Source organism: Vibrio variabilis (assembly GCF_003263785.1).
In the GTDB taxonomy this organism is placed as follows: Bacteria; Pseudomonadota; Gammaproteobacteria; order Enterobacterales; family Vibrionaceae; genus Vibrio; species Vibrio variabilis.
The window spans coordinates 24763-39443 of sequence record NZ_JYJK01000094.1 but is presented as its reverse complement, the minus strand read 5'-3'; the positions used below and the strand labels follow the sequence as shown (position 1 = coordinate 39443).

Genomic DNA, 14681 nt, shown 5'->3' with positions numbered 1-14681 from the left:
GAACAAGGATCCCTAGCCTGTTAATTAACGTACTTTAAGCGTTGCTAGGCCGATAAGTACCAATACGATTGAAATGATCCAGAAGCGAACGATAACGCGCGGCTCTGGCCAGCCTTTTAGCTCATAGTGATGGTGGATAGGTGCCATACGGAAAATACGCTGACCACGCAGCTTGTAAGAACCAACCTGAAGAATGACCGACAATGTCTCCATGACAAACACACCCCCCATGATCACCAGTACGAATTCCTGACGTACTAGTACGGCAATGACACCTAATGCGCCGCCAAGTGCTAGTGAGCCCACATCACCCATAAAGACTTGCGCTGGGTAAGTGTTAAACCAAAGGAAACCAAGACCCGCACCCACCATCGCGGTACAGAACACGACAAGCTCAGAGGTGTATGGAATGTATGGAATATGCAAATAAGCTGCAAAGTTAACGTTGCCTGTTGCCCAAGCAATCACCGCGAAACCTGCCGCCACCAGTACCGTGGGCATAATCGCCAAGCCATCAAGCCATCAGTTAGATTTACCGCATTACTGGTGCCAACAATCACAAAGTAGGTGAAGACGATGTAGAACAGCCCCATTTGTGGCATCACATCTTTAAAGAAAGGGACTACGAGCTGTGTAGCCGCCGTGTCTTGACCGTGAGCATATAGAGCAAATGCGACGACCAAGGCAATCAATGACTGCCAAAAGTACTTCCAGCGAGCGATCAGACCATCGGTGTTTTTGCGCACTACCTTGCGATAGTCATCCACAAAACCAACGGCACCATAGCCAAGTAGCACGGCAAGGACGGCCCAAATATATGGGTTACTCAAGTCTGCCCAAAGCAACACCGTAATAGAAATCGCCGATAGGATCATCACGCCCCCATCGTCGGTGTACCACGCTTGCTAAAGTGTGACTCCGGACCTTCATTTCGAACGACTTGGCCAATTTGCAGCATTTGTAGACGGGCAATCATTTTTGGCCCCATCCACAAAGAAATACCTAACGCAGTTAATACACTGACAATGGCTCTGAATGACAAATATTCAAACAGACGAAAAAAAGAAAAGTATGGCTGTAGTAATTCTGCAAGCCAAATGATCATGTGTATTTCTCCTTCAGTGCATTGGCGATAGTAAACATGCCAGCACTTAGCGCCCCTTTAACCAACAAGGTATGAGAGGTCTGGTTTAACTGTGTTAATGTGTGTTCGATATGCGTGAGCATATCGTCGTGACTAATAAAATGCTGTCCACCGCAAAGGTCACTGATAACTTTCGCATCCTCACCATAGGTTAAAACGTGTTCAAATGCGAAAGGTGCAGCATGTTCTCCGACTTCTTTGTGAAGTGCAAGACTTTCATGCCCCAATTCTGCCATGTTCCCCAAAATCAACCAGCGCTGGGTTTGAGTAAACTGACCCAACAGATCGACCGCCGCCTTCATTGCGGGAACACTGGCGTTATAGCTATCATCTATCAAAGTGATCGAGTCGCTAAGCTTCTCAACATCAACACGACGCTTCACTTTATTTAGTGATTGCAAACCATGTTGAATTTGCTCGAGAGTTGCACCGACTTGCGTTGCCAAAGCGGCTGCCGCCACTGCATTTGCCACATTGTGCTCACCGATGAGCGTTAACTCAATCGAGATGTTGCCTGCTGGGGTGTGGAGTGTAAACAACGGGCTACCAAGAGATGACAAGGTTATGTCAGAGGCGTAAAAATCTGCGTGAGCGTTTTGTTTAGCGATGCGCACGACCTGTTTATCGCTCAATATCGATTGCCAATAGTCACCACCTTCACTATCAAGGTTCACCAGTGCGATACCACCGGCTGGCAGTCCTTGATAGATTTCACCCTTGGCCTGTTTGACACCGTCAAGAGAGCCAAAGCCCTCCAGATGCGCCTCAGCCACATTGTTCACCAGCGCGACATCTGGCTGGACTAATGTTGTTGTGTAAGCTATTTCACCAATATGGTTAGCACCCAGTTCAATCACGGCAAAGTCGTCTTGCGGCGTTGAGCGCAGCAAAGTCAGCGGCACACCGATATCGTTATTAAAATTACCCGCGGTATACAGCACCTGACCTTTGGTCGACAAAATGCTAGCAATCATCTCTTTGACTGTCGTTTTACCGCAGCTGCCGGTAATGGCAATCGTTTTGGTTTGGCAACGCTTATGAACTTCCGCCCCAAGTTTACCTAAAGCTTGCTTGCTATCAGCAACCACAACTTGAGCGATGGCGACATCCAACTCGCGCTCCACAATCAGCGCTGCAGCGCCTTTCTCTGCTGCTTGCTTAGCAAAATCATGAGCATCAAAACGCTCACCCACCAATGCAATGAACAGAGCACCCGGTTCGATGGCTCGCGTGTCTGTGGTGACATCTTTGATACTGAGATCCTCTCCGATCAATTGACCGTCAACAATGGCCGCGATATCCGTTAACTTGAGTTCAATCATAACGTCAGTCCTAGTAGCTGTGCCGCCGTTTCACGGTCTGAATAGTGGACATTGTCATTACCAATCACTTGGTAATCTTCGTGTCCTTTACCCGCTAATAAAATAATGTCAGCAGCACTCGCGTGCGTCACCGCCAACTGAGCCGCGTTAAAACGTTGATGCTCTACAAATGCCGCCTCGGGCGCACTCATTCCCGCCAGCATATCTTCGACGATGGCTTTAGGATCTTCACTGCGTGGGTTGTCATCACTTAAGATCACCTTATCCGCCAGTTGCTCAGCGATAGCGGCCATCATTGGGCGCTTGCCTTTGTCTCGGTCACCACCGCAGCCGACAATAACCCAAAGCTGACCATCGCAATGCACGCGAAGTGCCTGTAGGGCTTTATCTAGTGCATCTGGCGTGTGAGCGTAATCTACCACCAGCTTAGGTTTGCCATCCGCTTGAAACAGCTCCATACGCCCAAGTACGGGTTGGAGCTTGGAGCTGTATCCATCAACGCTTGCTTGTCAAAACCAAGCGCGAGTAGCGCGGAAAACGCCAACAATACATTGCTCGCATTGAACTGACCAATCAGCGGCGCATCGAGCTTGCCACCGCCAAAGCAGCCATCAAATTCTAAAGAGATGCCGCCATCACTGTACTCAACCGATGTTGCCCAGACGCCCTTTTCACCGAGCTGGCGTCCTTCAACAGACACAGCAATCGCATCACTGCGCGCCGAAAGCCAGCGGCGACCCACTTCGTCATCGACATTCAGCACCGCATGCTCGCAGTGGTGTCCGGTAAAGAGGAGCTTTTTGGCCGCTTCGTAACCTTCCATTGTGCCGTGATAATCCAAGTGGTCACGGCTAAGGTTAGTGAAAATACCGAGTGAGAATGATACAGCGGCCACACGACCTTGAACCAGACCATGGGAGGAGACTTCCATCGCCGTGTATTGCGCCCCCTGGTCATCAAGCTGAGACAAAATACGCTGCACATCAATGGCGCTGCCCGTGGTATTTTTCGCTTGTTGCAGATCGTTCAGGAAGCCGTTACCCGTGGTACCCATGATGGCGGCTCTATCACCGACAAGCTCGATCCACTGCGCGATAAGTTGGGTGATGGTGGTTTTACCATTCGTCCCCGTTACGCCAATCACTTGCTGTCTGTATTGATAAAGACGCGCGGCCATCACTGATAGCAAAGTGTCGAGCTGATAAATATGAACAACAGGTACGCCATCAACCAGAGTTACTTGGCCATGTTTGTGCTCGGCATCGGCCTGAGCAATCACTGAATCGGCACCAGACTGAATCGCACGCTCGATAAACAGACGCCCATCTACCGTATGGCCGATGATCGCCACGAACGTATCGCCTTGCTTAATGGCACGGCTATCAAGCTCTAAGTTAGACACATTGATGGCACCGAGCGTGTCATCCGCCATCAGCTTACTGCTGTCATCAAGCCATGGTTTTAATAGCTTTGCCAATGTCAAAGAGGTCAACATTGTTTCTCACCTATTGCTGAAATTGGTTTTCGTCAGGAGCGACATTGAGTATCTGCAGCGCTCCTTTCATGATTTCGGAAAAGACAGGACCTGCCACCGCACCGCCGTAGTATTGATCGCCTTGCGGCTCATTAATCACGACTACCAAGGCAATGCGCGGGTCACTTACCGGCGCGACGCCTGAGGTGATCGCCACATATTCATCGCTATATCCACCGGCTGCAGCCTTTCTTGATGTACCGGTTTTCGCGGCAACTCGATACCCTGGCACCGCCGCTCGTGTTGCGGTACCGCCAGGCTGGGTGACCGCCTCTAGCATATGCAGAACTGACATAGCATCGTCATGGTCTATAACCTGCTTAGACAAATCCTGCTGATTGCTTTCAATAATATGTACAGGCTGATACAAGCCGCCATTACCGAGTGTGGCATAGGCGTGTGCTAACTGAAGAGGTGTGATGGAGATACCGTAACCAAATGCGAGTGTCGCGATTTCAAACTGCGACCAACGGCGACGATTAGGGAAAATACCCGTTGTCTCACCAACCAGGTTAAGACCAGACAACTGACCATAACCAATAGAGCTGTACATCCCCAGTAGTGCCTCTAGCGGCATATCTAAAGCCAATTTTGCCACACCGATGTTACTCGACTTTTGCAAGATCTTAGCTAGGTTCGCTTTACCCACTTTCGATGTATCACGCACTCGGCTACCACCAATCTGCATGATGCCATTACCGGTATCGATAATCGTGTTTTCGTCGGCAATACCTGCCTCAAGCGCTGCTAGCACCACAAATGGCTTAACGGTCGAGCCCGGTTCCATTGCATCGGTAATTACGCGATTTCGCATTGTGAAAGACTGGCGTGAAGAGCGGTTATTCGGGTTATAAGAAGGAGCATTTACCATGCCAATACGCCACCGGTTTTCACGTCAATAATAACGGCACTGCCCGACGTGGCGCGGTAATCTGCTACAGCCTGCTTGATGGCGCGATACGCGATGGCTTGCAATCGTTGATCGACGGTAAGTTCGAGTGGTTTACCCTCTTCTCTGTCTTCAAGAGAGATGTTTTCCACCACGCGGCCATAGCGGTCTTTGCGAATAATGCGCTTACCCGCTTCACCGGTCAGCCATTTGTCATAACTGCGCTCAACACCTTCCAGACCGTGACCATCGATACCGGTCACCCCCACTAAGTGAGCACTAACCTCACCAGCAGGATAGTAACGTCTGGATTCCGCTTTCAGCCCTACGCCAGAGAGTTTCAACTCTTTGATGTACTTCGCCATCGCAGGACTCACTTGACGCTGTAGGTAAATAAATCGGCGTGATTTATTCTTGTTGATTTTGGCAATAAGCGCATCGCGGTCAAGACCAAGGACATCGGCAAGTGCATGCCAACGGTCTAACTGCTTAAGTCCATCATCTTTGAAAATTGTGGCGGGATCGGCCCATACCGCTTGAACTGGCACACTCACTGCAAGAGGCTCACCGTTTCTATCAGAGATAATACCGCGCGCCGAGGGCAACGCCTTTACACGCACCGAGCGCAGATCGCCTTGTTTAATCAGGTTGTCCGGCTCAATAACTTGGATATAACCGATACGCGCGACTAAGGCGGTAAAGATAAGCAGCACGCCGCCCAGAATGAGACGAAAACGCCAAGCAATCAGCGCAGGTTGGCTAGCGGCTTGCTGAGATTGTTTCTTATTGGAGGACTTAACGACTTTTTTGCCTTTCATTTCAGGGAAACCACTACTTCCTTGTCTGCGTCTGGGCGCGTCATCTCTAACTCTTGTTTGGCCATAGCCTGAACGCGGCTATGCTCCGACAGCGCATTCTCCTCAAGCAAAAGGTTACGCCACTCATTATCAAGTCGTTCACGCTCTTGAAGCGCAATATCTTTCTCGTTGATCGCTTCACGAGTGTGATGCGTGGCAAACACCACCCCCATCGCTGTAGCAAATATCATTAGAAACACGATAAGCGGAATACGGCCTACCGTGATGATATCTAAGGCAATCAGTTTCGCGAGATTATGAGTCGGTTGGTTAGACATCCCGTCATCCGTTACAGTTTTTCCGCTACACGAAGTACTGAGCTGCGTGAGCGAGCGTTCATTTCCACTTCTTGACCCGAAGGCTTGAGCGCCTTACCAATGGTCTTTAGATTCGCACTACCCAAAGCTCGAATCTGATCTTCGGTCATCGGGATGCCATGTGGCACTTGCGGTCCTTTACTCTCTTTACGCATAAAGTGTTTCACCATGCGATCTTCAAGCGAGTGGAAGCTGATCACCGACAATCGACCTTGTGGGGCAAGAATACTGGCCGCGCCTTTTAGCGCCGTATCGATCTCTTCAAGCTCGCTGTTGATGTAGATTCGAAATGCTTGGAAAGCACGTGTCGCTGGGTGCTTTTTCTCTTTAAAGCTCTTAGGTGCGGCTTCAGAGATCAACTTTGCCAACTGGCCGGTACGCGTCAGCGGCTCTTTTTCTTCATCTTCACGATGCGCCACAATCGCTTTAGCAATACGGCGAGCATGTTTGTCTTCACCAAACTCGCGGATCACCCAAGTAATGTCATCAAGATCGGCTTGCGCTAACCACTCAGAAACAGGCATACCCGAAGTTGGATCCATACGCATATCAAGCGGGCCATCTTTCATAAAGCTAAAGCCACGCTCAGCATCATCAAGCTGTGGCGAAGACACGCCTAGATCAAGTAACACGCCATCGACTTTCCCCACAAGATCATAGCGTTCTGCGTATTCAGCCATGCCTGAAAATGGGCCATGGATGATGGTAAATCGCGGGTCATCAATCTTTTTGGCTTCCTCAATCGCCGTCGGATCGCGGTCAATACTGAATAGGCGACCGTTTTCACCCAGTAGTGAAAGAATTTGACGACTGTGACCACCGCGGCCGAACGTTCCATCAATGTAAGTTCCATCCGGTTTGATCGCTAGACCATCAATGGATTCGTGAAGTAGTACCGAAATGTGTTGAAAGGATTCGCTCATGGGTGATCTCGAGAGTTGCTTTGCAAAGACGACAAGTGTACTGATTTCCTTCAGTAACGTCATCTGGTTAAGTTCAGCCTATCGTAAAGATAGGTGATAAAAAAGCAAAAAACCCATCACAAAATCAATTTGTAATGGGTTTTTCAATAATAGGTGAAGTTGACCTGTAAGCCGGGTTCTGTATCCGCCGAAGCGGTGATAGCCATTCGTCTAGGCCAGCAATCGCTCACTGGCTCAAGCAACCTACCCGCCCCCTTACGCGAGCCACGCAATGTGGGGGCCTATTTGGTCTTGCTCCGGGTGGAGTTTACCTTGCAACGAACTATTGCTAGTCGCCCGGTGCGCTCTTACCGCACCCTTTCACCCTTACCTGTGCTCCTTCCGAAGAAATGGAGCCATCGGCGGTCTTCTCTCTGCTGCACTTGTCGTAGCTTTCGCCCCCAGGCGTTACCTGGCACCCTGCTCTGTGGAGCCCGGACTTTCCTCCCCTCCGTCAGTCTCCCCCAAGACAAGCTCAAGGGGACGTCAACGAAGCAGCGACTATCCGGTCAACTTCAGGGCGCGGATTGTAACCAAGCGAGCGTGATTACTCAATGTTTTTCTAGGATAAGTTTTCTAGACCCCATTTATACAGGGCATTCTTTTTGAGGTTATAGATTTCAGCGGTCGCCGCTGCCGCTTTTTTAAGGGGTAAATCTTTCACCAAAATAGCCAGTGTGCGGGTCGCCTCATCTGGCAGTTCTTCATTCACAGGCTCGCGATGGCCGTGAATCAATAGCACCATCTCACCACGCTTGCGGTTATCATCTTCTTCAATCCACGCAATCAACTCACCAAGTGGCAGGCCTTGAATGGTTTCATAAGTCTTGGTCAGCTCGCGCGCCAATACCACCTCACGTTCAGGACCCAGCACTTCAAGCATATCGGCCAGTGACTCGGTAATTCGATGTGGTGATTCGTAGAAGATACAGGTGCGCTCGGCTTTGGCGATCTCCATGAACTTGTCTTTGCGGCCTTTGCTTTTCGCTGGCAAAAAGCCCTCAAAACTAAAGCGATCAGATGGCAAGCCAGATGCGCTCAGCGCAGTAATCACGGCACACGCCCCTGGTAATGGCACAACTTTAACGCCTGCCTGACGACATTGAGTCACCAAGTGATACCCTGGATCGCTGATAAGCGGTGTGCCAGCATCAGAGACCAATGCGATGGATTCACCCGCAAGCAGTTTATCGACTAAAACTTGCGCTTTTTGCTGTTCATTGTGATCATGCAACGCAAATGTTCTAGTTTGAATATTGAAGTGAGACAGAAGCTTACCCGTATGGCGCGTATCTTCAGCAGCAATAATGTCGACGCTATGGAGTACATCCAGCGCTCTTTGTGTGATATCACCGAGATTTCCAATCGGTGTCGGTACAATAAAGAGCGTTGGTTGCTCAATATAAGTAGTTTTGTTGCTTGTCATTTGTTTACCAGCACTTCAACGATTAATATAATGATTTTACACGAATAGTGATTAAAGAGCTCATGGCAATGATGAACCCAAAGAGAAATAGTGTAACACGCCTACTGACTCCAATCGCATTGGCTTTGTCCATTGCCGCTTGTTCTACTCAGCCAAGTGCCCCAGAAAGCGTTGATATCACCCTAGCACCTACTGCCTCTTCGGAGACCTATCTGATGCGTGCTGACGCCGGTCAAGACGGTTTTGCAAACGAGTGGTTGATCTTAGCATTCAAGGCATCGATTCAAGAAGCAATGTCGAACAGGCTCAGAGACTCTCTAATCGACTGGCCAAACAAAATCTCACCACGGTGCAGCAAGCCGAATGGCAACTCGCACGCGCGGAGCTGAATCTTGCGCAGGGCAAAGCAGAACAGGCGTATCTGCAGCTGAGCTTTCCATCTGAGTGGCCACTCGCGCAGCAGCAATGGCAGCGTTATCATCAATTGCGCGCACAAAGTCTTGCCGCCATGGGCAATTACTTTGATGCCAGCCGTGAGCTGATTGCGCAAGCAAGCTTTAGCGCCAGTGACCAGCAAGAAGCGATCAACGCTCAAATCTGGGAATACATGAACCAGTACACAGCGCAGGATCTATCAACCTTAGTTGCCCAGCCTAATGAGGAAGTACTGGATGGCTGGTTACAACTGGCTACCTACATGAAAGGCATGGCAGCGAGCTTGCCACAACTGCAAAATACGCTAAATAACTGGCTTGCAGAGAATCCAACTCACCCAGCGGCAATCTATACACCACAAAGCATTGTCGACATTCTCAACCTAGAAATTGCTTCGCCTCAAAGCACAGCTCTACTACTACCGCTCTCTGGTAAGTATGCGAAGCAAGCCCAGTTGGTACGCGACGGGTTTATGATGGCAATGATGGATGACGACCTACGCGATCCAGAAGCTATTTTTACCGTTATTGATACTAACGAAGCCAGCCCTGCCGACATCAAAGCAAAGCTCGTCGCTAATGGAGTGGATTTTATTGTCGGTCCGCTAGTGAAAGAAAACGTAGAGAAGCTACAGCAAGCTCAGCAAAGCTCTGAAACACCGATCCCAGCACTCGCACTGAATATTCCTAGTGAGATAGAGCCAACACAAATGATGTGTTACCTGACTCTGTCTCCAGAGCAAGAAGTGGCTCAAGCGGCTCAGCATCTCTCTAAGAACCAATATGCTTACCCGCTCATCATTGCGCCGCGTGGCACGCTAGGTGATCGCGTAGCCAAAGCGTTTGAAGCTGAATGGGCGAAATTGAGTGACAACAACGTCGCCGTGGCGCAGTACGCGAATCGCGCACAACTACAAAAAACCATCAATAATGTGTTTGGCCTGCAAGAAAGTCAGCAACGTATTGCTCAGATGGAAGCGCTAACGGGTATGAAGCTCGAAAATCAGCCACGTAGTCGTCGTGACATTGATTCCGTGTACATCGTTGCCAATAATGCTGATCTTACGCTGATCAAGCCATTTATCGAAGTCGCCATCAACCCGGATGCGAAACAACCACAGCTGTTTGCTGATTCCCACAGCCACAGTGAGAAACGTCAGTATGAAGACCTCACTGGTGTGGTATACAGCGATATTCCACTACTAGTGGAGCAAAATGTCGACCTTGATGCACAAATGACTAAGTTCTGGCCTAAGAGCTCAAATGCAGAGAAACGCCTGCAAGCACTCGGTATGGATGCCTACACGCTGACAAAAGAATTACCGCAACTGAAAGCAGTACAAGGTTACTCTGTCGATGGGCAAACCGGTGTGCTGACTATTGACCCAGACTGCGTGGTTCAACGCCAGATCGCTTGGGGGTCTACGGTGAGCAACCGGAAAACCCGCCTGTTACAGAGCAGGAAGCGAGCACAACTCAGGATGAGGCCAGCGATGACACTACTGCCGTGGAAGCGCCAATCAGCGAGTAAACGCGCCGTTGGTAAACGTTATGAGGAGCTGGCCAAAGACTATCTCGGTCGTCAGGGGTTGGTTCCTCTATCAGAAAACTTCACGGTAAAATGCGGTGAAGTTGACCTGATCATGCAAGATAAATCGAGCATTGTGTTTGTGGAGGTCAAATACCGACGCAATCAATGTTATGGTAGCGCCCAAGAAATGGTGACGCGAGCCAAAGCTAAAAAGCTCGAAAAAGCCGCCACACTGTGGCTTCTCAAAAATGGCCTATCGCCATACGAGACCGAATTTCGATTTGATGTGGTTGCCATTCACGAACAAGGCAACGACATCAACTGGATAAAAAACGCCATCACTCAAGGATAACCATGCGCGATAGCATCAAAGAAAGTTTTACTGAAAGCATCCAAATTCAAATCGCCGCAGCTGAAGCGCTGCCAGACGCCATCACTCACGCTGCACAAGCTATGGTCGCCACACTGCTTAATGGCAATAAGATCCTCTGCTGCGGCAATGGCGGTTCAGCGTCAAATGCTCAGCAATTTGTCTCTTGCCTACTGAACCGTTTTGAAACCGAGCGACCAAGTCTGCCAGCGATGACACTGACCGCCGACAGCACCACCATGACAGCCGTGGCAAACGACTACAACTTTGAAGATATCTTTGCCAAACAAGTGCGTGCCTTCGGCCAAAATAACGATATTTTGTTGGCTATATCCACCAGCGGCAACAGCAAAAACGTTATTAAAGCGATGGAAGCGGCTGTAACACGAGATATGACCATCATTGCCTTTACCGGCAAAGATGGCGGCGAAATGGCAGGCTTGTTGGGCGAAAACGATGTGGAAATACGTATCCCCTCACAACGTACCGCACGCATCCATGAAGTCCACATGGTGACACTCCACTGCTTGTGCGATCTCATCGACCAAGTGCTATTCCCATCTCACGAGGAGTAACACTATGAAAATGTATAAAGTAATGGCACTGCTTATGGCCAGTATGTTCCTCTCTGGCTGCGCTGGTCTATTTGTGGCAGGTGCGGCGACAACGGTAAATTTAGTGACCGATACGCGCAGCGCGAAAGAGATCTGGAATGATAGTGCACTGGAGTCTGAAGTGGCGGGCATGGGCAACAAAGCCCCTTACGTCGGCAATGTTCGCGTCGTAGCCAGCTCACAGCGTGGTACCGTCGTCCTGATGGGACAGGCGAATACGGAAGCGCTTCGTAGTCAGCTGGAAAAGCAAGTTCAAGGTCTTAATGGCGTAAAAATTGTCTACAACCAAGTTCGCGTAAAACAGCCGCTTAGCTTCACGCAAATCAGCAATGACAGCTGGTTGACGACTAAGGTGAAGTCAGCGCTATTGACCGACGAAAGACTCAACGGCGTAAAAGTCAAAGTCATCACTGAAGACAGTGAGGTGTTTCTACTCGGTTATGTGTCTAAAGAGCACGCCGATGTGGCAACAGACATCGCAAGAAATGTATCCGGCGTGAAACAGGTTATCCGTGCCTTCCAGTTCAGTGAGCAACAAGAGAAGCTGAACACAGAAACCGAGCCTGAACAGCCAGCACCAGCAGCAGAGCAACCTCAACAAGAAGAGGAGATGAAGCCAATCATCGAAGAGCCTGCTCCTTTTGTGGAAATCGAAGGTTAACCTTCCAACTCAATCGCTAAGCTAAGCAAAGCAAAAGGCCAGTCACTTGACTGGCCTTCTTTATTTCAATAACTCATTTGGCTTATGGTTTCAGTGCACGCTCACCACGAGCAATGCCGACAATACCGCTTCGAGCCACTTCAACCACATCCGTTACTTCTGATAGCGCAGACACAAACGCGTCAAGCTTTTCAGCTGTCCCTGCGAGTTGAACGGTGTATTGTGATGATGTGACATCAACAATCTGACCACGGAAGATATCCGCTGTGCGTTTCACTTCTGCACGTGCAAAGCCGCTCGCTTTCACTTTCACCATCATCAGTTCACGCTCAATATGCTCAAACTCAGTCACTTCCTGAACCTTAAGAACATCAATCAGCTTGTGTAGCTGCTTTTGGATCTGCTCAAGCTCCATTTCATCCGATTCAGTCGTGATATTAAGACGTGATAACGTCTCATCATCGGTTGGTGATACGTTGAGGGATTCGATGTTGTAGCCACGCTGAGAGAACAGGCCAACCACGCGAGAAAGCGCACCCGGTTGGTTTTCCATTAGTAGCGAAATGATATGTCTCATATTAAGTTCTCTCCGTCTTGCTTAGCCACATCTTGTCCATGCCTTCCCCTTTGATTTGCATCGGGTAAACGTGTTCTGTTTCGTCAACATTGATATCAACGAACACGAGGCGATCTTTCATCTCTAGCGCTTTCTTCAGGCCAGATTCAAGCTCGCTTGGGTTAGAAATGCGAATACCTACGTGGCCATAAGCTTCAGCAATAGCAGCAAAGTCAGGCACCGAATCCATGTAGGAGTTAGAGTGACGGCCTTGATAAATAATATCCTGCCACTGTTTTACCATTCCTAAGAAACGGTTGTTGAGGTTGATGATTTTAACCGGCACATCGTATTGCATGGCCGTCGACAGCTCTTGAATGTTCATCTGTATACTGCCATCACCGGTGACGCAGACCACCTCTTCATCTGGGTAAGCAAATTTCACCCCAATCGCAGCTGGGAAGCCAAAGCCCATAGTGCCTAGACCGCCTGAGTTGATCCAACGGCGTGGCTTGTTAAACGGATAGTAGAGCGCAGCAAACATTTGGTGCTGACCCACATCGGATGCCACAAACGCATCACCGCCCGTCAGCTTGTGCAGCACTTCAATGACCTGCTGTGGCTTAATACGCTCTTCTGAGGTTTCGTAACCAAGACAGTTACGCTCTTTCCAAGAAGCAATATCATCCCACCAAGTATTGAGCGCGGCTTCGTCATTGGTGCCGCCCTGCTCTACCAGCAGTTTCAACATGGTCTCCAGAATCACATCCGCAGAGCCAACAATCGGCAGATCAGCGCGCACGTTTTTCGAGATAGAAGAAGGATCGATATCAATGTGTACAACCTTCGCGTCTGGGCAGTACTTATCGAGATTGTTGGTAGTACGATCGTCAAAGCGAACACCCACACCAAAAATAAGGTCTGCATTATGCATAGCTAGGTTAGCTTCATAGGTACCGTGCATACCCAGCATGCCCAGTGAGTTTTTGTGTGTGCCAGGGAAGGCACCTAATCCCATTAGCGTGCTAACAACCGGCAAGTTCAGGGTTTCTGCCAGTTTAATAAGATGCTGATCGGCTTCCGACATGATGGCACCGCCACCCACATACAAAACCGGCTTCTTCGCTTCTAAAATCGCTTTGAGCGCCTTTTTGATTTGCCCTTTATGACCCGAAGTCGTCGGGTTGTATGAGCGCATTTTAATCGTTTCTGGATACTCGTAAGGAAACTTGATTTGCGGATTCATAACATCCTTCGGAATATCAACCACAACTGGGCCAGGGCGGCCAGTCGATGCGATATAGAAGGCTTTTTTCAGCGTTTCAGGGATATCTTCTGCACGTTGTAATAGGAAGCTGTGCTTAACCACAGGACGGGATACACCCACCATATCACACTCTTGGAACGCATCATTACCGATTAGGTTATTCGGTACGTTACCAGAGAGCACCACCATAGGGATCGAGTCCATGTAAGCAGTCGCGATACCAGTAATAGTGTTGGTCGCACCAGGGCCAGAACACACCAGTACCACACCCGGTTTACCGGTAGCACGTGCGTAACCATCAGCATGTGTGTCGCGGCTTGTTCGTGACGAACGAGGACGTGTTGGATATTCTCGCGCTTTTCATGCAGCGCATCGTAGATATCTAGAACGGAACCACCTGGGTAGCCAAAGATTTGTTGTACACCTTCGTCAATCAAAGATTGAACGATCATCTCTGCACCAGATAGCATTTCTGGGGTTGAATCTGCCATATTGTCTCCTTACCAGTTACCTCAACAATCAGGTTGTTGCTGAGCTGGCATTACATAGTTAGGTCTTATTCGTAGCCTAAATCGAAACTACTCACTTTTCGGCTATGTCACATAGCTTGTCATAACAAGCAATATGTTTACGCAACAACTGTAACGCTTTCTTTGCACAAGATCTAACCCGACAAAGGCGACAAAAAACACACTTAGCTTTGAAATGATAGGTTTGCCAACATTTGTTTTACCCAGAGAAACAAAGCCAAACCAATCACCCAACATTGGCGTAAATTCAGAGTTAAATTCTGCATT

The 14681-nt window shown here is 49.2% G+C and carries 8 protein-coding genes, 1 other RNA gene and 5 pseudogenes; 4 read left to right on the top strand and 10 right to left on the bottom strand.

Going from position 1 to position 14681, the window contains the following annotated elements; all coding sequences use genetic code 11:
* Positions 1-24: 24 nt before the first annotated feature.
* The 8 genes and pseudogenes from mraY to rsmI all read right to left on the bottom strand — a co-directional run bounded on the left by mraY (position 25) and on the right by rsmI (position 8451).
* A pseudogene (mraY, locus tag TZ48_RS17565) lies at positions 25-1105 on the bottom strand (phospho-N-acetylmuramoyl-pentapeptide-transferase).
* Complete coding sequence (locus tag TZ48_RS17560; protein WP_112480101.1) at positions 1102-2466, bottom strand: UDP-N-acetylmuramoyl-tripeptide--D-alanyl-D-alanine ligase; 1365 nt, start codon at positions 2464-2466, stop codon at positions 1102-1104. Before TZ48_RS17560 ends, mraY begins: the two are co-directional and overlap by 4 nt.
* Positions 2463-3961 (bottom strand): annotated as a pseudogene (gene murE / locus TZ48_RS17555) (UDP-N-acetylmuramoyl-L-alanyl-D-glutamate--2,6-diaminopimelate ligase). Before murE ends, TZ48_RS17560 begins: the two are co-directional and overlap by 4 nt.
* 10 nt (positions 3962-3971) lie before the next feature.
* Positions 3972-5707: pseudogene (locus TZ48_RS17550) on the bottom strand (penicillin-binding transpeptidase domain-containing protein).
* Complete coding sequence (gene ftsL / locus TZ48_RS17545) at positions 5704-6024, bottom strand: cell division protein FtsL (protein WP_042501227.1); 321 nt, start codon at positions 6022-6024, stop codon at positions 5704-5706. Before ftsL ends, TZ48_RS17550 begins: the two are co-directional and overlap by 4 nt.
* Before the next feature lie 11 nt (positions 6025-6035).
* A complete protein-coding gene (gene rsmH, locus TZ48_RS17540; RefSeq protein WP_112480100.1) occupies positions 6036-6986 on the bottom strand; it encodes a 16S rRNA (cytosine(1402)-N(4))-methyltransferase RsmH in 951 nt (316 codons plus the stop codon).
* Between the two features lie 151 nt (positions 6987-7137).
* Positions 7138-7542: RNase P RNA component class A (rnpB, locus tag TZ48_RS17535), an RNA gene on the bottom strand.
* 45 nt (positions 7543-7587) lie between these two features.
* Positions 7588-8451, bottom strand: a complete 864-nt coding sequence (rsmI, locus tag TZ48_RS17530) for a 16S rRNA (cytidine(1402)-2'-O)-methyltransferase (RefSeq protein WP_112459863.1) — start codon at positions 8449-8451, stop codon at positions 7588-7590.
* 62 nt (positions 8452-8513) lie between these two features.
* On the opposite strand from rsmI, the pseudogene TZ48_RS17525 reads away from it, so the two are divergent.
* From TZ48_RS17525 to TZ48_RS17515, 4 genes and pseudogenes are all read left to right on the top strand, one after another.
* Positions 8514-10303, top strand: a pseudogene (locus tag TZ48_RS17525) (penicillin-binding protein activator); the annotation flags it as partial.
* A gap of 75 nt (positions 10304-10378) precedes the next feature.
* Positions 10379-10768, top strand: a complete 390-nt coding sequence (locus tag TZ48_RS25355; RefSeq protein WP_112459864.1) for a YraN family protein — start codon at positions 10379-10381, stop codon at positions 10766-10768.
* Positions 10769-10770: 2 nt separating this feature from the next.
* Entirely contained in the window at positions 10771-11361 is a 591-nt protein-coding gene (locus TZ48_RS17520) for a phosphoheptose isomerase (RefSeq protein WP_112480099.1), read from the top strand.
* A 10-nt stretch (positions 11362-11371) separates the two neighbouring features.
* Positions 11372-12061, top strand: coding sequence for a BON domain-containing protein (locus TZ48_RS17515; protein WP_112480117.1), 690 nt, complete (start codon positions 11372-11374; stop codon positions 12059-12061).
* Between the two features lie 82 nt (positions 12062-12143).
* Here the strand turns inward: TZ48_RS17515 and ilvN are convergent, their stop codons facing one another.
* Positions 12144-12638 carry an acetolactate synthase small subunit gene (ilvN, locus tag TZ48_RS17510; protein ID WP_042501212.1) on the bottom strand — a complete coding sequence of 165 codons (495 nt, stop codon included), beginning with the start codon at positions 12636-12638 and terminating at the stop codon, positions 12144-12146.
* Between the two features lies 1 nt (position 12639).
* Positions 12640-14375: pseudogene (locus TZ48_RS17505) on the bottom strand (acetolactate synthase 3 large subunit).
* Positions 14376-14681 lie beyond the last annotated feature (306 nt).